This is a genomic window from Flavobacterium sp. UBA7682, assembly GCF_002482945.1.
Taxonomy (GTDB): domain Bacteria; phylum Bacteroidota; class Bacteroidia; order Flavobacteriales; family Flavobacteriaceae; genus Flavobacterium.
Genome location: NZ_DLGY01000042.1, coordinates 15200 through 34296, shown reverse-complemented (window position 1 = coordinate 34296; position 19097 = coordinate 15200). Strand labels below are relative to the sequence as shown.

The window sequence follows — 19097 nt, the reverse complement described above, 5'->3', positions numbered from 1 at the left end:
CGAATACTATAAGTGAATCACTTCTCCATAAGCATCGGCTACCGCTTCCATCACCGCTTCACTCATCGTTGGATGTGGATGAACCGCTTTTAAAATTTCGTGTCCTGTAGTTTCTAATTTACGAGCTACAACTGCTTCCGCAATCATATCGGTTACACCGGCACCAATCATGTGACAACCTAACCATTCGCCATATTTGGCATCAAAAATTACTTTGACAAAACCATCCGGAGTTCCGGCGGCTTTCGCTTTACCTGAAGCAGTGAAAGGGAATTTACCAATTTTTAATTCGTATCCTTTTTCTTTGGCTTGTTTTTCAGTCATACCTACAGAAGCAATTTCAGGCGTTGCATAAGTACAACCCGGAATGTTGCCGTAATCTAAGGGCTCAACATGCAAACCTTTGATTTTTTCCACACAAAGAATTCCTTCTGCTGAAGCAACGTGAGCCAAAGCTTGTCCTGGCGTTACATCACCAATAGCATAGTAACCCGGAACGTTAGTTTGGTAAAAATCGTTGACTAAAATTTTATCTTTATCGGTTTTAATTCCGGTTTCTTCTAATCCTATGTTTTCAATATTGGTTTTGATCCCAACCGCAGAAAGTAAAATATCAGCTTCTAAAACTTCTTCGCCTTTAGCTGTTTTTACAAAGGCTTTTACACCTTTTCCTGTAGTGTCAATTCTTTCTACAGAGGAATTCGTCATTACCGTAATGCCCGATTTTTTTAACGAACGCTCAAATTGCTTTGAGATGTCTTCGTCTTCAACCGGAACTACATTGGGCATAAACTCCACAATAGTAACTTCGGTTCCCATCGAGTTATAAAAGTGAGCAAATTCAACACCAATGGCGCCTGAACCTACTACAATCATTTTCTTTGGTTGTGTTGGTAAAGTCATTGCTTGACGGTAACCAATTACTTTTACACCATCCTGCGGAAGATTTGGCAATTCTCTGGAACGAGCTCCGGTGGCAATGATAATATGGTCAGCAGTATATTCAGTTACTTTTCCGTCTGCAGCCGTTACATCAACTTTTTTACCCGGTTTTACTTTTCCAAAACCATCGATTACATCAATTTTGTTTTTCTTCATTAAGAATTGAACACCTTTGCTCATGCCGTCAGCAACGCCACGAGAACGAGCGATAACAGCGTTGAAATCTTTGTCAAATTCCTTTACGGTCAAACCATAATCTGAAGCATGTTTTAGGTAATCAAAAACCTGAGCCGATTTTAAAAGTGCTTTCGTTGGAATACAACCCCAATTCAAACAAATCCCACCAAGGTTTTCTTTTTCGATAACGGCTACTTTAAAGCCTAATTGTGATGCACGGATTGCAGTTACATAACCGCCCGGACCACTTCCTAAAACAATAATATCGTATTTCATTTTTTTTGTAATTATTTATTTAACGTAAAAATGCAGTCGCTAATGTTCTTGCTATTTTTATAAAATTTATTTGATTATTTGAGATTGCGAATTTACGGAATTATTTTGAAAATTTAGCTTTCTACGGCAAACTGTGAATCGTATAAATTTTTGTAATAACCTTGTGCTTTGTTGACCAATTCCTGATGTGTTCCTTCTTCTACAATTTGGCCTTTGTCCATCACAATGATTTTATCTGCATTTATAATGGTAGCCAAACGGTGTGCAATGATGATAGAAGTTCTGCCTTGGGTGATTCGCTCAGTCGCTTTTTGGATTAACTCCTCGCTATACGTATCAATGGATGAAGTCGCTTCGTCTAAAATCAAAATACTCGGATTACTCACATAAGCCCTAAGAAAAGCAATCAATTGACGTTGGCCGGAAGACAACATCACACCTCGTTCTTTAACGTCATAATCATAACCACCGGGCAGTGTTTTGATGAATTTATGAACGCCGATTTTTTTCGCAGCTTCAACAACTTCTTCACGTGAAATATTCGGATTGTTCAGCGTAATGTTGTTGTGAATCGTATCGGCAAAAAGAAAAACATCTTGTAAAACGATGGCAATTTGTTGGCGTAAGCTTTCCAATTGGAAGTCGTTAATATTTTGGTCATCGACATAAATTGTCCCCGAATTAATTTCATAAAAACGATTCAGCAAATTGATAATGGTAGATTTTCCGGCACCGGTGGCACCAACGATAGCGATAGTTTCACCTGCTTTAACGTTTAGATTGATACCTTTTAATACTTCTTCTTTATCATTATAACCAAATCGAACATTCTCAAATCGGATATTGCCTTTGAAATGGCTGGCCACAACACTTCCGTCTTCCTGAACGTCTTTGTCGGTGTCTAAAATGTCAAAAACACGATTGGCGGCTATCATTCCCATTTGCATCTCGTTGAATTTATCTGCAATTTGACGCAATGGGTTAAACAACATCCCGATGAACATTGTATAGGAAAACAAATCACCAAAAGTGGTAAACTTATCACCATCTAAAATATGAAAACCGCCATAAAGTACCACGGCGCCTAACGTTAATGACGAAATGATATCGGCAATAGGGAAGAAGATGGAGTTGTATAAAATGGTTTTAATCCAAGCTTTGTTGTGCTTTTGGTTGATTTCCTTAAATTTTTCGTATTCGATTTCTTCGCGGTTGAAAAGCTGAACGATTTTCATTCCGGTAACGCGCTCTTGTACAAACGTATTCATATTGGCCACCTGATTTCGAACATCTTCAAAAGCCACTTGCATTTTTCGCTGAAAGATTCTAGTGATATAGACTAAAATTGGCATCGCCAAAATCACTATCCAGGTCAGTCGCCAGTTCATATAAAACATAAAAATCAGTACCACAATCATTTTCAACATGTCACTGATGATCATGAATAAACCTTGGCTAAAAATACGAGCAATTTGTTCAATATCAGATACAGAACGGGTTACCAATTGTCCGACAGGTGCATGGTCAAAATATTTCATTCTGAAACTGAGCATGTGCTTGAATAACTTGGTTCGAATGTCTTTAATAATATCTTGTCCTAACCAATTCGCCCAATACACAAAATAGAATTGGGATAGGGTTTCTAAAATCAACACAACACCCATAATGGTTACATAAAACAATAAACCGTGTTCGTCCTTCGGTGCTATATATTCATCAACGGTTTGTTTTAACAAATAAGGACGAAGTGCTGCAAAAACGGAAAGCAATACGGCAAACAAAATCACACCGTAATACCTTTTTTTATAAGGCTTGGTGTATTTTAAAATGCGTTTGAATAAATTAGTATCGAATGCTTTTGCTTGCATATTATTTTATATAGTCGTAATCAATTTGGGTTAGGTACAAACCGTGCGCAGGCACAGAAAATCCCGCTTGACCTCGGTCTTTACTTTCAATAATTTTTTCAAAATCTTCTAAGTTTATTTTGCCCAAACCGATATTAATCATGGTTCCGACAATGGCACGAACCATATTGCGTAAAAAGCGATCAGCGGCAATGGTGAAAACTAATTTGTTGCCGTTTGACTCCGTCCTGTTCGCCTTTGGCTCGAGTTGTTGCCAGTGTGCTTCAAAAATAACACAATTAAACGTTCTGACGTCTGTATTGGTTTTAGAAAAACATTCAAAGTCAGTATACTTGAAAAGGATTTGGCACGCTCTGTTCATTTTGTCTACATCCAAAGGCAATTGGTGCAACCAACTCCCGTCGTTTTCAAAAGCATCTTTGAAAGTGTGAATGTGGTATTCATAAGTTCGTTTCGTAGCATCGAAACGGGCATGAGCATCATCGTGTACTTTTAGGATATCAAAAATGACTATGTCTTTGGGTAAAAAAGAATTGAGTTTGTGAACTATGAGTTTACTGTCGATATCGGTTTCATAATCAAAATGCGCATACATTTTTTTGGCATGAACGCCGGTATCGGTTCGGCCTGCACCAACAATATCAATCTCTTTTTTTAGAATGATGGATAAAGCCTTATTGAGTGTTTCTTGTACGGAACTTGCATCGGGTTGGTACTGCCAACCGTGGTAATTTGTTCCTTTATAAGCTAATTCAATAAAATATCTCAATGTGGATGTTCCTAGTTTTATGAGGTGCAAAGGTACAAAGGATTTTAAATTGGATGTTTAAAGTTTTCATAATTTCATTGATTATATTTGTAACCTCAAAACCTTAGTGCCTCAGCACCTCAGTACCTTTTACCTTGAAAAAAATCCTATTACTTTCCGATACCCATAGTCATATTGATGATACTATTTTGAAATATATTCACCAAGCTGATGAAGTCTGGCATGCCGGAGATATTGGTGATTTGAAAGTGACAGATACCATCAAAGCAATAAAACCTTTACGAGCGGTTTACGGCAACATAGACGATGACAAAGCCCGAATGGAATTTCCGTTGAACAATCGTTTTTTTTGTGAAGGTGTTGACGTTTGGATAACTCATATTGGCGGTTATCCCGGAAAATACAATCAGGCCATTCGAACTGAAATTCAAACCAATCCACCGAAGCTATTCATTTGTGGGCATTCGCACATACTAAAAGTCCAATTTGATAAAAAACTCAATTTATTACATATGAATCCCGGTGCATGTGGGATTTATGGATTTCATCAGGTGCGAACGATGTTGCGTTTCGAAATTGATGGCGATAAAATTCAGAATTTGGAGATTATTGAAATAGGGAAGAAGTAGTTTTAAACACAGATTTCACAGATTTCTGTTTAATTATTAATTTGTAAAAATTTACTTCGTCAGTTCGCTTCGCTCGGGTGTGTAATCTGTGTTTAATATAAATGATTCAATAAAAAACCCGTCTGTTTAACGAGACGGGTTTTTCGCAGCACTAAAAAACTAAGTTTATAGGTTTATCGCAATCGATCCACAGATTTTACGAGATCTTCATCCTTTTTGATGGCTTTGTTGGCCAAAACCAAAAGTACGATAGAAAGAATAGGTAAGAACATCCCAACACCTTTCTCAGAAACAATAGCTTCTCCAGATGCAGTTAGTGTTCGGTACACAAATAATCCTAATAAAATTAAATTCAATATGATATTCAATCTGCCCATGACAAATTGTTGTTGTCTTTTTGCGTGTGATAAAATGCTCAATAATGACAGCGTGCTGCTCAATCCGAATAGCGCGGTGTAAGCAATATCCATCATAAAATAGATTGATTTACCCGATGCGTCATTCCACAAAGGAAACACAAATGGTAAAACACCAGTTACGATTAGGCAAGCTATCAAATAATAAGTCTGTATTCTAAACATAGTTCTTGAAAAATGTTGTACAAAAATATAGTTTCTTTTTAAAAAATACTATTGCATGGTAAAAATTTATTTGTATTATTGCATAACAAATCCGCAAGTACTTCATCTTCGGACTTTTCTATACCAATATTTTCTACCCACATTTGTAGTATTTTCCAAAAAACAAATTTAAATCAAAACAATATTGATGTTTGATATTTCCGCCTTAAAAGAAATGAAGCTTTCTGAGCTTCAAGACATTGCCAAGTTGGCAAAAACCATTAAAGTCACCGGTGCCAAAAAAGATACGCTAATTGCAAAAATTTTGGAACACCAAAACAATACTGTAACCGAAGAGAAACCCAAAGTTACTTCAGACCAGAATGATAGCGAATTGGCTAAGCAAAAAGCAGCAGTTGATAATAAAAGTAAACGCGCCCGAATTACGCCTGAAACCAAAAAAGCACCTGAAACCAATCAAAATGATTTGTTTGCCAATGAGGAACCGATAGTGGTCGTAGCCGAAGCCCCGAGCGATAGCCAACGGGCGGAGCAAAAGCCGGCTTTTGAAAGCAAAAACCCTAAGTTTAAAAAACCTTTCGATAAAAAAACTCGAGGCGGAGCCGAACAGAACGAAGCTAAACCCGGTAATATATCTTCACAGCAATCAAGCGATAGTGAAGTTGAAGAAAAGCAACCGGCTGTTGAAGTCCCAAGCGATAGCGAACAGGCGCAGCAATCGGAAGCCAATCCAAACCAAAATAAGGATGGTAACCGTCTGCAAAAGCCTAAAAACCCAAACCAAAATCCACACGAGCGCAAGCGAACTGACGAAGTAAACCAAAATGGTAACGGTAACGGTAACGGTAATGCAAACAATAACAACCCTAATTTTAAAGGGAAAAAACATAGTAATTTCCGCGATTCAGATTATGAATTTGACGGCATTATTGAAAGTGAAGGTGTTTTAGAAATGATGCCTGATGGCTACGGTTTCTTGCGCTCTTCTGATTATAACTACTTAGCTTCTCCGGATGATATTTATTTATCGACTTCTCAAATCAGATTATTTGGTTTGAAAACCGGTGATACCGTAAAAGGAGTAGTACGTCCGCCTAAAGAAGGTGAAAAATTCTTCCCATTGGTTCGCGTTTTAAAAATCAATGGACATGATCCGCAAGTCGTTAGAGATAGAGTTTCCTTCGAACACTTAACGCCAATTTTTCCAAAAGAAAAATTCAATATAGCCGATAAACAAGCCAGCGTTTCCACCAGAGTAATCGATTTGTTTTCGCCAATCGGTAAAGGACAACGCGGTATGATTGTGGCCCAACCCAAAACAGGTAAAACAATGTTGTTAAAAGACATTGCCAATGCCATTGCGGCCAATCATCCTGAAGTTTATTTGATAGTGTTACTAATTGACGAACGTCCGGAAGAAGTTACCGATATGCAACGTAGTGTTCGTGGTGAAGTAATTGCTTCTACTTTCGACAGAGAACCGATGGAACACGTAAAAATTGCCAATATTGTTTTAGAGAAATCAAAACGTTTGGTAGAATGTGGTCATGATGTAGTGATTTTGTTGGATTCGATTACGCGTTTGGCCAGAGCATACAATACGGTGCAACCGGCATCCGGTAAAGTACTTTCGGGTGGAGTTGATGCGAATGCGTTACAAAAACCAAAACGTTTCTTCGGTGCGGCTCGTAACGTAGAAAACGGTGGTTCACTCAGTATCATCGCAACTGCTTTAACGGAAACCGGTTCTAAGATGGACGAAGTAATTTTCGAAGAATTTAAAGGAACAGGTAACATGGAGTTACAATTGGACAGAAAAATTGCGAACCGCAGAATTTTCCCGGCTATCGATTTGACTTCATCCAGTACGCGTCGTGATGATTTATTGTTAGACGAAAAAACACTACAAAGAATGTGGATTTTGCGCAAGTTCTTAGCTGATATGAATCCGGTAGAAGCGATGGATACCATTAATGATAAGATTAAGAAGACCCGAAATAACGATGAGTTCCTCATTTCGATGAACGATTAAATATTGAATCCCAACTTAACGGTTGGGATTTTTTTTAGCAAATATTTATCATAATGCAACATTTTCATTCTTTACTTTTACAGCACCCGAGACCGAAGGTCGAACGGAATGAAATTAAAATTTACTTCGTGCAAATCAATAAATATTACCTGTCTGCTTTATCCGCTTTTACTATTTGGGGATTTTTTAGTTTGGCACTAAAACCGCTTCACGATTATCCGTCGTTGGACATCTTATTTTACAGAGTTTTTTTAGCTACGGCTTTACTATTGTTAATTAATGTTTCGTTTAGATATGATGTTGTCAAAGAAAATGTAAAAGTGTTTAGGTCATTGAGTCAAAAAGATAAAAGAAAGTTCTTGACTTTAACGGTTGTAGGCGGATTTTTATTGGTGCTGAATTGGTATCTTTTTATGTTCGCCCTTAACCATGTGAGTCTGAATTCGGCTTCTTTTGCTTACCTGATTTGCCCCATTATCACTACTATTTTGGCTTTTTTTATCTTAAAAGAAAAGCTGAGTTTCTGGCAATGGTTTTCGGTGGTTTTGTGTTTAATAAGTTGCACGATTTTATCCTATGGTGATTTAACGGGATTGATTTACAGCTTGATTATTGCCGTTACGTTTGCTTTGTATTTAATCAGTCAACGAAAGAATAACCTGTTTGATAAGTTCATCGTGTTGTCTATTCAAATGACCATTGCTTCCGTAGTGTTAGCACCGTTTTTTCCACTGTATAGCGGAACCACACCAAACGAATCGATATTCTATATACTGATGATTGTAATTGTAGTATTGTTTACCATCATTCCGTTGTTTCTGAATTTGTATGCTTTAAAAGGCATGAATTCCTCGGCGGTTGGAATATTGATGTACACCAATCCGTTAATCAACTTCTTGTTGGGTATATTTTATTTCCATGAAAAAATGACAACGGCGCATATTATTTCCTTCAGCTTAATTTTGATATCGATCGTTATTTTTAATGAAAGAATCTTGTTTAAGAGGAAAATGGTGGATGAGAGATAATACTAAACTTAAGCGTTAGATTTTTTGGCACAAGCTTTGGTAAGCTTTCTTAAGATTGGCTTAAGAACCCCAATTGCGCTCTTTTATGAAAACTACCAGAACACTCCGTTTGTTATCCTTATTAGGTTTTTTATTATTGTTGGCGCCGTTTTATGATTCGTGCAATGGTCAAAGAATGAAGCAAATTGAATCTGTGGATGCAGCATCAGTTGATACAACAGTGGTAGAAGTTGACACTGTAAAAATTGATACAACAGAGATTAGTAAAGTTCAAATTGACACGATAAGTAATTCGGTTGAGAATTATGAACCATCTATTTTTTATGAAGCATATGAGTTCATAGATGACGATGATTCTGAAAATGCTTTTGAGTTTACCAAAACAAATATTAATGCTTTTTTTGAGTTTGATTATAATGAATTTAAAACCGAACTAAAAAAAGAAGGATATAAAGTTATTTTCTTTCAACTTAAGAATTTGTGCTTTAGTTTTATTGTTCTTGTTACAATAATGGGCTTGTTGTTTTCCTTTTCCAAAAAGACAAATTGGATTTATAAATTGTCAATTACAAACTTAGTTTTATTGGCAATTACTATAATTTGTATTTTTCTAGAAGGTTTATTCGAAGATATCCGCCAAATCAAATGGGGTTACTACGCTTTTATCATAACTAATTTACTCCTTTTCTATTATTCAAAACCCAATAAAATCAAGACATAACTTCCTACTTCCAACTCCAAACTCCCAACTAAAATGTCATCTTGTCAGCCTAATTTACCCAAAACTGACAATTTATTCCTAATGGGCGCTTGGCACAATAGTTGTCATTCTCGAAATCGTACAACACAAAGTACTATTCACTCGTAGAGGAATAATCAAAGAATAAATTAAAAGGAGAAAATAAAAATGGGAAAAATTATTGGTATCGACTTAGGTACAACCAACTCTTGTGTGGCCGTTATGGAAGGTGGAGAACCAGTTGTAATTGCTAACGCAGAAGGTAAAAGAACAACGCCATCTGTAATTGCTTTTGTAGAAGGTGGAGAAATTAAAGTAGGTGATCCTGCGAAAAGACAAGCGGTGACAAACCCAACAAAAACCATTGCGTCAATCAAACGTTTTATGGGAAACAAGTACACAGAAAGTGCTAAAGAAGCATCAACTGTTGCGTACAAAGTAATGAAAGGCGATAATGACACACCACGTGTTGACATCGACGGAAGATTGTATACGCCACAAGAATTGTCAGCGATGACACTTCAAAAAATGAAAAAAACTGCTGAAGACTATTTAGGTCATACGGTTACCGAAGCAGTGATTACTGTTCCGGCTTACTTTAACGATGCACAACGTCAGGCTACGAAAGAAGCAGGAGAAATTGCAGGTCTTAAAGTAATGCGTATCATCAATGAGCCAACCGCTGCGGCATTAGCTTACGGATTAGACAAACAAGGAAAAGACCAAAAAATTGCCGTTTACGATTTAGGTGGAGGAACTTTTGATATCTCTGTACTTGAATTAGGCGATGGTGTTTTCGAAGTATTGTCTACAAACGGAGATACTCACTTAGGTGGAGATGACTTTGACCAAGTAATCATCGATTGGATGGCTAACGATTTCAATACCGAAGAAGGTGTTGATTTGCGTAAAGACCCAATGGCATTGCAACGTTTAAAAGAAGCGGCTGAAAAAGCTAAAATCGAGTTGTCGTCTTCAACACAAACAGAAATCAACTTACCATACGTTACGGCTACGGCTTCAGGACCAAAACACTTAGTGAAAACTTTAACTCGTGCTAAATTCGAGCAATTGGCTGAATCTTTAGTAAAACGTTCTATGGAACCGGTTGTTAAAGCGTTGAAAGATGCAGGTTTAACGACTTCAGATATCGACGAAGTAATCTTGGTTGGTGGTTCTACAAGAATCCCGGTTATCCAAGATCAAGTAGAAAAATTCTTTGGTAAAAAACCATCAAAAGGAGTTAATCCTGATGAAGTGGTAGCGATTGGAGCTGCGATTCAAGGTGGCGTTTTATCCGGTGATGTAAAAGATGTATTGTTGTTAGATGTTACGCCTTTATCATTAGGAATTGAAACTATGGGTAACGTAATGACTAAATTAATCGAGTCAAATACGACTATTCCAACTAAAAAGTCACAAGTGTTCTCTACGGCTGCGGACAACCAACCAAGTGTTGAAATCCACGTGATTCAAGGAGAAAGAACGATGGCTGCAGATAACAAAACAATCGGTCGTTTCCACTTAGAAGGAATTCCACCGGCACCTAGAGGTGTTCCTCAAATTGAAGTAACTTTTGACATCGATGCCAATGGTATCATCAAAGTTTCAGCTACTGATAAAGGAACAGGAAAATCTCATGATATTCGTATCGAAGCGTCTTCAGGATTGACTCCGGAAGAAATCGAAAGAATGAAAAAAGATGCCGAAATGAACGCAGAAAGCGACAGAGTAGCCAGAGAAAAAGCAGATAAATTAAACGAAGCTGACGGTATGATTTTCCAAACAGAAAGTCAATTGAAAGAATTGGGTGAGAAATTATCTGACGATCACAAAACCGCTATCGAATTTGCTTTAACCGAATTGAAAATGGCACACCAATCACAAGATTTAGAAGCTATTCAAAAAGGGTTAGACAATGTAAATGCCGCTTGGAAAACAGCTACAGAAGCCATGTATGCTCAAGGTGACGCTGGTCAGGCTCAAGAAGCACAACCGCAAGCTGAAGCGCAAGGCGATAATACTCAGGATGTAGAATTCGAAGAGGTAAAATAATATAATTCCCGTAGAGACGCGATTAATCGCGTCTTTACAATTGAATAAAAAAACCGTTCCATTTTTTGGAGCGGTTTTTTTATTTAACACACATCGAATTGATTATTTTGTATATTCGATTCTTGTTTAAACCAAAAAATGTATCAAATGAAAAGAATCGTTCTATTGGCGTTAATCGCTATGTTGAGTGTCAATACTTACAGTCAGAAGAAGACCCGAGGCGAAGCCGAACGGAGCGCTAAACCCGTAGTGAAGAAAGCAACAACAACGGCTGCATCAGGATTAGCCAAAGTAGATAACTTGGTAGCCGAAGTGAAGAAAGGAAGTTTTCAAGTTACCATTAATGAAAACGGTAAAGAAAAAGACGCCATGATTGTCAAAGCGGTTGATGCTAGTTTTAAGCCAACCAATTGCAAACTGACTTCGTTCACCGCTGGAGGAACCAAATTATACTTACTGACTTGGACAGAAACCGCACAAATTAAAACCCCCAAAAAAACAGAAGACATTACCAATGTTTATTCGGTGATTTACGAAATTACCAACAAGAAGCAAGTGTTTTCGAATACACAAACAACCAATCACATTACTGAAATAGTTTCTTTGGGCGGAACAGCCGCTACGGAAACACAGGAAAAAATGAGAAGAGATGGTTTTGAGTTGATCCTAAATCCGGATGGTTCAGTTACTCAAAAAAGTAAGAAGCAGGAAAATAAATTGGTTTATGATGCCGCCAAAATGGAGTTTGTAGCCAAGAAATAAATAAAAACCTCTCGCAAAAAAACGAGAGGTTTTTTTATCTGAACCAATTGCCAATAGAATGGAAGATGCGTCCGAAGAAAGTGCGCTTTTTGATGAAGATTACTTCTCCTTGAAGAGTAACACTATCCTTCATTTTTGTATTAATGATTTTCATTTCACCAGTAATAGGTAAAGTTACATTCGTATATCCTACAAAACTAAAAATCAAAATATCTCCTTTTTTTGCAAGAATGGTATACTTTCCTTCTAAATCAGCTTGAGTACTGATTTTAGTTCCTTTAACAACAATATTAGCTCCGGGTAATGGTCCAATACTATCGCTAACAATCCCTGAAATCTCAATTTCTTCATTTTTAGCAACAACATCTCTATCTCCCAAAACTTTTTTATCCGTTTGTTCTATTTTAGCACTGCCTTGGGCAAAGGATTCTTGTGTTCCTAATCCAATTAAACTAATTATAGTAGCAGTCGTAGCCAACCAAATCGAACTCTTTTCATGAGTTTTGACCAGATCACGGTCGAGTTGTGTATTCAAAAATCGTCCACAAAGATTTTGATTTTGCTGAAAAGCAGTTACAATTTCTCGGTCGCTGGCTTTGGTGAAATCATGTACTTTTTTTTGACAAGAAGCACAGAATTTTCCTTTGTCAACAGCCGTCATTGCTTCCCAATTTTCGTGGCAAGGTTGTGGAATTGATATATTGATTTTGTTACTCATAATTATTTATCTAAACCAATTGCCAATAGCGTGAAAGGTACGTCCGAAGAAGGTTCTCCTTTTCAAAAGTCCCATAACATATGATTTGAGTTTGGTTTCTATGTGTAATTGTGTATTGTAATCATATTTGTCGGCTATGATTACTTCTGTTTGCTCATAACCTGTAAAAGAAATTATTAGTGTACTATCTTTTTGAACCTTAATCGAATATTTTCCGTCAAAATCGGTTTGTGTGGAAAAGGTTGTTCCTTTGATGGTAACATTCGCTCCTGGTAAAGGACCAGTCTCATCGCTTACAATCCCGGAAACTTCAATTTCTTCTGGTTTTGGCTCAACGATAAATTTTCCTAAAATCCTTCTGTCTGTTTGCTCCGTTTTTACCGCTTCTTGCGCATTAACTTCATTCGTTCCAATACCAATCAAACTAATGACAGCAACTGTCGTGGCTAACCAAATCGAACTTTTTTCATTTGGTTTAACCAAATCTCGTTCGAGTTGTGTATTCAAAAATCGACCACATAGGTTTTTATTTTGTTGGAAAGCTGTTACGATTTCACGGTCGCTTACCTTACTAAAATCATGTACCTTTTTTTGACAAGAAGCACAGAATTTTCCTTTGTCAACAGCCGTCATTGCTTCCCAATTTTCGTGGCAAGGTTGTGGAATAGAAATGTTAATTTTGTTTGTCATCGTAATTGCCTTTCTTTACAAGAGACTATTTTTGACAAAAAGGTTGGAAACGGAATAAAAAAATTATTCAGTTACTTTAATTTCAAAAGCTTTATTCCAGTTTTTACCGGTCACGAATATCGTGTTAGTGGTTTTGCGAAAAGCAATTCCGTTTAAAACTTCCGCTTCTTTATTGGTTACTTTCGCTCTCAAAGCTGTCAAATCCAATACTGCTTCCACAGCACCGGTTTGCGGATTAATTACAGCAATCGCATCTTTCTGCCAAATATTACCATAAATTTTTCCGTTAATCCATTCTATTTCATTGACACTTTTTATTTTACTGTCATTGGTATAAACGTTTACATGATCAATAAGCTTTTGGCTTTCCGGATCCATTTTCCAAATTTTTTCTGTACCATCTGATTGGTAAAGATATTTTCCGTCATTAGTCAAACCCCAACCTTCAATTTTTTTGTCATAGGGGAATGATTTGATTGGCTTTAACGTTTTGGCATCATAAATAAAGCCTTCAGCATTTTGCCAAGTTAACTGATAAATTTTATCGTTAAGAACCGTAATCCCTTCGCCGAAGTATTGCTGATTTAAATCCGTTTTCTGATATGTTTTTCCGGTCTTATAATCGGTTTTTGCAACATACGATGTTCCTTCTCGTCCTGTGCTTTCCATTAAAGTATCCTTATAGAACTCATAACCTTGCGTAAAGGCATTAACATCATGGTCATAAGTATTGACAACGGTATACTTTAATAGTTTGGGAGCAATCGCCGCAGCGACTTCTATACGGGTTTGGGTCGAAATGGTATCGCCTTCAAAATACACCAAAGCTTTAATGTTTTGGTAACCCAATTTTTTTCCGTTCAAATCAAAACTGAATTTACCATTGCCTTTTACCGAAGTAATTCTCTCGTTATTGGCAAAGTAAACCACACTGTCTATGGTTTTGCTATTATTGTTCAATAAAGTAAAATCTACTTTATCTGTGGCACTGTATATTGATTTTATAGCGCTTTTATCAAAGCCGAAATAGCTTTCTTTGTCTTTTTGACTATCACCGCAACCAACGATGTTTAAAGCTAAAAAAGTGGTTATGAATAGGTTATGAACTCTCATTTTTTTTAATTAATTTTTCACTCACAAATATATTTATATTGCTCTTAAATTCTTGCAAAAAAATAAAAAGATTGTATATTTGCACCGGCAAGTCCTACACGACCAGCTCCTGCAAAATCCTCCAGGATGGGAACATAGCAAAGGTATGTGGTTGAGCGGTGCGATGTAGGTCGCTTGCCATTTTTTTCAAAAAGTGTCCCGAAAGTATCGGGATTTTTTATTTTTACACCTTATGGTTTTATCCTGGCAAATAGTAAAGTTCCAACTCAAAGAAACCTTTGCCATTGCCTATGGAAATTACACGTTCAGAGAAGCCTTAATTGTTACCCTTCAAAGTCATGGTGAAAAAGGGTTTGGCGAATGTACTTCGATAGATTATTACCACATTAACTTAGAGGATTTTCAAACTGCCTTAGCCAAAGTCAAGTCCCAAATAGAAAGCCAAAAAACAGTTCCTCCATTCGAGTTTTATTCTTTTTTGGTCAGCTTAAATCTTCCAAGTTTTCTGCGTTCAGCACTCGATTGTGCTTATTGGGATTTATTCGGTAAACTCGAGCAGCAAAGTTTTTTAGCACTCAACCAAATCAATTACAACCAACTTCCGGAATCATCCATTACCATAAGTGTAGATTCAGTCGAAAACCAAATCAAGAAAATTAAACAATCGGCTTGGACAAAATTTAAAGTGAAATGTAACCATTTTAGCGAAAGCAACATCACCAAATTACTGCAACTGAATAAAAGTTTGGCTTTAGATTCCAACGGAAGTTTTACTGCTGAAGAATGTTTTTGGTTGGAAAATAATGAGGCAATTTCAAACTTCACCTATTTAGAACAACCCATGAAAACAGGAGTAGAGCAGTATTCTACTTTGCATTCCAATCAGTTCGCCAATTGGATGGCGGACGAAGATTGTCAGGAGAGTTCGGTTTTAAAAGACTTGGTTCCACATTATAAAAGCATCAATATTAAATTAGTAAAGTGTGGCGGATTAACACCGGCGTTAGAAATGATTTCAGCGGCTCGCGAATTAGGTTTCAAAATCATGATTGGTTGCATGACGGAGTCAACGGTTGGTATTTCTGCCGGAGCCGTTTTAGCACCATTATGTGATTACGCCGATTTAGACGGAGCCAATTTAATAGCCAATGATATCGCCAAAGGAACTCAGATTGAGAATGGAAAAATTCAGTTAAGCGAAAATCACGGATTGGGCATCAAAATAAACTAATTATCTTTATAAGTTTTATATCTAATATTTGAAATTTAATATTTAATGAGCAAAGTAGTACTGATTACAGGAGGTTCCTCCGGAATAGGCAAAGCCATAGGCGAATTCCTCTTCCACAAAGGTTTTACCGTTTATGGCACCAGCAGAAATCCTGATAAAATCACCAATTCGTTATTTCCATTAATTGCTTTAGATGTTCGCAATACTGAAAGTATCAAACATGCCGTTGAAAAAGTGATTTCAATTTCTAAACGAATTGATGTGGTCATCAACAATGCCGGCGTTGGCATTACCGGACCATTGGAAGAAATTCCAACTGAGGAAATCAAGAACAATTTCGAAACCAATTTCTTTGGCCCAATCGAAGTTATCAAAGCGGTTTTGCCTCAAATGCGCGAACAAAAATCGGGTTTAATTATCAATATTACTTCCATAGCCGGTTATATGGGATTGCCTTATCGTGGGATTTATTCGGCTTCCAAAGGCGCTTTAGAAATTATTACGGAAGCCATTAGTATGGAAGTAAAACCATTCGGTATCAATGTCGTAAATGTGGCTCCGGGCGATTTTGCTACCAATATTGCTTCAGGCAGATATCACGCGCCCGTTGTTGCAGGTTCAGCTTATGAAACCACTTATGGCAATACGTTGAAACAAATGGATGAACACGTAGACAGTGGCAGCAATCCCGACGAAATGGCGATGGCGATATACCAAATTATCAATGCTAAAAACCCGAAATTGCATTATAAAATCGGCGCATTTATGCAAAAGTTCTCTATCGTTTTGAAGAGAATTTTGCCGGATAGAGTTTACGAAAGCATGTTGATGAATCATTATAAACTATAAACAATGACAAACTGGACAGAAATTTTAATTAGCTTATTACCCCTTTTTATTTTTATCGCATTATTGATATTTATAAGGACAATATTTAAGAAAGCGCAAGCGGCTAACAAGGCTATCTATGATGACAAGCACAATGAAATGATTGGAACGTTAAAAGAAATACGTGATGAACTGAAAGAATTGAATAAAAACAACTCCCAAAAGATGTAATATATTTGTACTTTTGCACAGATTTTGCGTTAAATTTGAAATTAAAAGGAGGACTGCCAGCGGCAGTCAGGTATTTACTTTAGGAAGTCAGAAAAACCGAATGTCCACCTGACATTTTCCTCTTAATATCAAATCATGCACCGCGCACAGCCTGACCCGAAGGGACGCGAGGCTGAAAGCCGACTGCCGAGGGAAACGCCCAACATTTGAAAACACAACTTTTTACACACATAAACAGTACACTATGAAATTTTTTATTGACACGGCCAACTTAAACGAAATCAGAGAAGCACAAGGACTTGGCGTTCTTGACGGCGTAACGACTAATCCGTCATTGATGGCTAAAGAAGGAATCACTGGAAAAAACAACATCTTAAAACACTACGTTGACATTTGCAACATTGTTGACGGTGACGTAAGTGCCGAAGTAATCGCAACCGATTATGATGGGATGATCAAAGAAGGAGAAGAATTAGCCGATTTACACGAGCAAATCGTAGTGAAATTGCCAATGACTAAAGACGGTGTAAGAGCTTGTAAATATTTCTCAGACAAAGGCGTTAAAACCAATGTAACTTTAGTATTCTCTGCAGGTCAGGCTTTATTGGCTGCCAAAGCCGGAGCGACTTATGTATCGCCATTCTTAGGAAGATTGGATGATATTTCTACCGATGGTTTGGCTTTGATTCAAGAGATTCGTGATATTTATGACAACTACGCTTTTGAAACACAAATCTTAGCGGCTTCTATTCGTCACACCATGCACGTGGTAAACTGTGCTAAAATTGGTGCCGACGTAATGACCGGACCATTATCATCGATCACAGGATTATTAAAACACCCTTTAACCGATTTAGGTTTGGCACAATTCTTAGCCGATTACGCTAAAGGAAACCAGTAATTAATAGTGTTCAGTGTTCAGTGAGCAGTTGAACCATAACCATAAAAAAAGCGTCCCGATTTTTTCGGGACGCTTTTTTTATACTGACCACTGACCACTGCCAACTGACCACTATTATTTGAGTTCTTCTTCAAAGTTCAACTCAAATATATTCGTAAAAGCGTTTTTAATCGCTCCGTTATCTCCTAAGATAATAGTTCTGTGGATTTTCGTAATAACCCATTTGGCTTTGATGTCTTCAAAATCAACACAGCGCAATTCAGTAATGGTGTCGAACTTATATTTCTTCAATAAGTTTTTCCATTCGTCTTGCGTATCATTAATATTGATGCCTATAAACTGATATTCCGGATGGGCTTTTTGAAAGCTTAGTATTTTTTTGTGAACTCCTTCAAGATGCGAAACGGCGTTTGCGGTCCAAAAGAAAAGCACTGTTTTTTTATTGGTAAAAGTGGTAGAGCTTATTTTATGACCATTGCGATCTATAAGCGTTACTTCCGGGAGTTGGCTTCCGGCTTTTAGCAATTGTATGGCGTTACCTATTTTGGTGATTTCATTTTTCTGACTCTTATCTGTCGATATCTTGTGATAAGTGTCTAAAAAGGTTTGGTTGTTCACCATATTTTGATCTTCCAACAAATAAGTAAAGGCGATGTTGTTTAAAATCGTGTTTTTAACCTTTTCGTTTTTAATCAAAGTATCGGCGATATTCATTTTGTTGACATTGGTTTTCAGCTCCAAATCAACTTCGGTAAAATGATTGTGGTAATTGATGGAACCCATATTGTTCAACATGTGCGACAAGTACATCACAAAAGGTGAATAGGAGGAAAGTGCCACATTATTACAATCGACACTCTTTCTGAAATTGTAATAATCAGTTGGGATTTTTTCATACACATCATTTCCGGTTCTGATTTTATGCACCATCGGATACAACTCTCTACGCGAATAATACGGAAAGTCTAAGGCCGCTTTGGCATAAACATCAAAACTCTCATTCCATTTGAGTTCTTCTTTTTTGTTGGTGTAGAATTTCGTCGCTACTTTATAGGAGGAATCGATGGCTTTGGTGAATTTTTCAATGTCATAATCAAAAGCTTCAAACAGCCTGTTCTTGTCTTTCTCATTTTTCAAATATTGCTCCATGAGAAAGTTATTTTTCTGATCGCCACGACCACAAAATACAACCGAATTGTCAAAATCTCGGGTATTAACACGCACCATCAAACTGTCATTCTTGTCAAAATAAATGTATTGGTATTCCGGTTCGTGTTTAAAAGTGTATAAACCCGGCGCTAAAGAATCAAATTGTACAAAAAAGCGATTGTTTTTATCCAATTTTATCGAATCAATTACTTCATTGTCTTTGCAAAAAAGTACATACGGACTGTTTGGATTTACAATTTCACCGCCAAAATAAGCGACATAGTCATTCCCTTTAAATTCGTTTTTACACGAACTCAAAAGCGTAAGGATAGGGATAAGTAAAGCAAAAACTTTTAAATTTCTGTAATTGTGCATTGA

18 protein-coding genes and 1 other RNA gene are annotated in these 19097 nt (G+C 37.0%); 11 read left to right on the top strand and 8 right to left on the bottom strand.

Annotated elements, in window-relative coordinates; all coding sequences use genetic code 11:
- Positions 1-6: 6 nt before the first annotated feature.
- The 3 genes from lpdA to truA form a co-directional block, all read right to left on the bottom strand.
- Entirely contained in the window at positions 7-1395 is a 1389-nt protein-coding gene (gene lpdA / locus B3C16_RS11895) for a dihydrolipoyl dehydrogenase (protein ID WP_291131945.1), read from the bottom strand.
- Between the two features lie 113 nt (positions 1396-1508).
- Entirely contained in the window at positions 1509-3263 is a 1755-nt protein-coding gene (locus tag B3C16_RS11890; RefSeq protein WP_291131943.1) for an ABC transporter ATP-binding protein, read from the bottom strand.
- A gap of 1 nt (position 3264) precedes the next feature.
- Positions 3265-4032, bottom strand: a complete 768-nt coding sequence (gene truA, locus B3C16_RS11885) for a tRNA pseudouridine(38-40) synthase TruA (RefSeq protein ID WP_291131941.1) — start codon at positions 4030-4032, stop codon at positions 3265-3267.
- Positions 4033-4166: 134 nt separating this feature from the next.
- Here truA and B3C16_RS11880 point away from each other — a divergent pair, with 134 nt between their 5' ends.
- Entirely contained in the window at positions 4167-4661 is a 495-nt protein-coding gene (locus tag B3C16_RS11880; RefSeq protein ID WP_291131939.1) for a metallophosphoesterase family protein, read from the top strand.
- 173 nt (positions 4662-4834) lie between these two features.
- Here B3C16_RS11880 and B3C16_RS11875 read toward each other — a convergent pair whose 3' ends face one another.
- Positions 4835-5242 (bottom strand): DUF4293 family protein, encoded by a 408-nt coding sequence (locus tag B3C16_RS11875; protein WP_121313450.1) that lies wholly within the window; start codon positions 5240-5242, stop codon positions 4835-4837.
- Between the two features lie 187 nt (positions 5243-5429).
- On the opposite strand from B3C16_RS11875, the gene rho reads away from it, so the two are divergent.
- The 5 genes from rho to B3C16_RS11850 all read left to right on the top strand — a co-directional run bounded on the left by rho (position 5430) and on the right by B3C16_RS11850 (position 11858).
- A complete protein-coding gene (gene rho / locus B3C16_RS11870) occupies positions 5430-7274 on the top strand; it encodes a transcription termination factor Rho (protein WP_291131937.1) in 1845 nt (614 codons plus the stop codon).
- 128 nt (positions 7275-7402) lie between these two features.
- Positions 7403-8302 carry an EamA family transporter gene (locus B3C16_RS11865; protein ID WP_291131935.1) on the top strand — a complete coding sequence of 300 codons (900 nt, stop codon included), beginning with the start codon at positions 7403-7405 and terminating at the stop codon, positions 8300-8302.
- Positions 8303-8387: 85 nt separating this feature from the next.
- Complete coding sequence (locus B3C16_RS11860) at positions 8388-9023, top strand: hypothetical protein (RefSeq protein WP_291131933.1); 636 nt, start codon at positions 8388-8390, stop codon at positions 9021-9023.
- A 186-nt stretch (positions 9024-9209) separates the two neighbouring features.
- On the top strand, positions 9210-11096 hold the full coding sequence (gene dnaK / locus B3C16_RS11855; protein WP_291131931.1) for a molecular chaperone DnaK: 1887 nt from the start codon (positions 9210-9212) through the stop codon (positions 11094-11096).
- A 147-nt stretch (positions 11097-11243) separates the two neighbouring features.
- Positions 11244-11858 carry a hypothetical protein gene (locus B3C16_RS11850; RefSeq protein WP_291131929.1) on the top strand — a complete coding sequence of 205 codons (615 nt, stop codon included), beginning with the start codon at positions 11244-11246 and terminating at the stop codon, positions 11856-11858.
- A gap of 34 nt (positions 11859-11892) precedes the next feature.
- Here the strand turns inward: B3C16_RS11850 and B3C16_RS11845 are convergent, their stop codons facing one another.
- The 3 genes from B3C16_RS11845 to B3C16_RS11835 all read right to left on the bottom strand — a co-directional run bounded on the left by B3C16_RS11845 (position 11893) and on the right by B3C16_RS11835 (position 14379).
- Positions 11893-12576 carry a carboxypeptidase-like regulatory domain-containing protein gene (locus tag B3C16_RS11845; protein WP_291131927.1) on the bottom strand — a complete coding sequence of 228 codons (684 nt, stop codon included), beginning with the start codon at positions 12574-12576 and terminating at the stop codon, positions 11893-11895.
- A 6-nt stretch (positions 12577-12582) separates the two neighbouring features.
- Positions 12583-13266, bottom strand: coding sequence for a carboxypeptidase-like regulatory domain-containing protein (locus B3C16_RS11840; protein WP_291131924.1), 684 nt, complete (start codon positions 13264-13266; stop codon positions 12583-12585).
- A gap of 63 nt (positions 13267-13329) precedes the next feature.
- Entirely contained in the window at positions 13330-14379 is a 1050-nt protein-coding gene (locus B3C16_RS11835; RefSeq protein WP_291131922.1) for a glutaminyl-peptide cyclotransferase, read from the bottom strand.
- Between the two features lie 85 nt (positions 14380-14464).
- On the opposite strand from B3C16_RS11835, the gene ffs reads away from it, so the two are divergent.
- The 5 genes from ffs to fsa all read left to right on the top strand — a co-directional run bounded on the left by ffs (position 14465) and on the right by fsa (position 17570).
- An RNA gene (gene ffs, locus B3C16_RS11830) (signal recognition particle sRNA small type) lies at positions 14465-14562 on the top strand.
- 49 nt (positions 14563-14611) lie between these two features.
- Positions 14612-15610 carry an enolase C-terminal domain-like protein gene (locus tag B3C16_RS11825; RefSeq protein ID WP_291131920.1) on the top strand — a complete coding sequence of 333 codons (999 nt, stop codon included), beginning with the start codon at positions 14612-14614 and terminating at the stop codon, positions 15608-15610.
- Between the two features lie 45 nt (positions 15611-15655).
- Complete coding sequence (locus B3C16_RS11820; protein WP_291131918.1) at positions 15656-16459, top strand: SDR family oxidoreductase; 804 nt, start codon at positions 15656-15658, stop codon at positions 16457-16459.
- 3 nt (positions 16460-16462) lie between these two features.
- Complete coding sequence (locus tag B3C16_RS11815; RefSeq protein ID WP_121313460.1) at positions 16463-16669, top strand: hypothetical protein; 207 nt, start codon at positions 16463-16465, stop codon at positions 16667-16669.
- A 244-nt stretch (positions 16670-16913) separates the two neighbouring features.
- A complete protein-coding gene (gene fsa, locus B3C16_RS11810; protein WP_121313461.1) occupies positions 16914-17570 on the top strand; it encodes a fructose-6-phosphate aldolase in 657 nt (218 codons plus the stop codon).
- 114 nt (positions 17571-17684) lie between these two features.
- Here fsa and B3C16_RS11805 read toward each other — a convergent pair whose 3' ends face one another.
- Complete coding sequence (locus B3C16_RS11805; RefSeq protein ID WP_291131916.1) at positions 17685-19094, bottom strand: TlpA family protein disulfide reductase; 1410 nt, start codon at positions 19092-19094, stop codon at positions 17685-17687.
- Positions 19095-19097 lie beyond the last annotated feature (3 nt).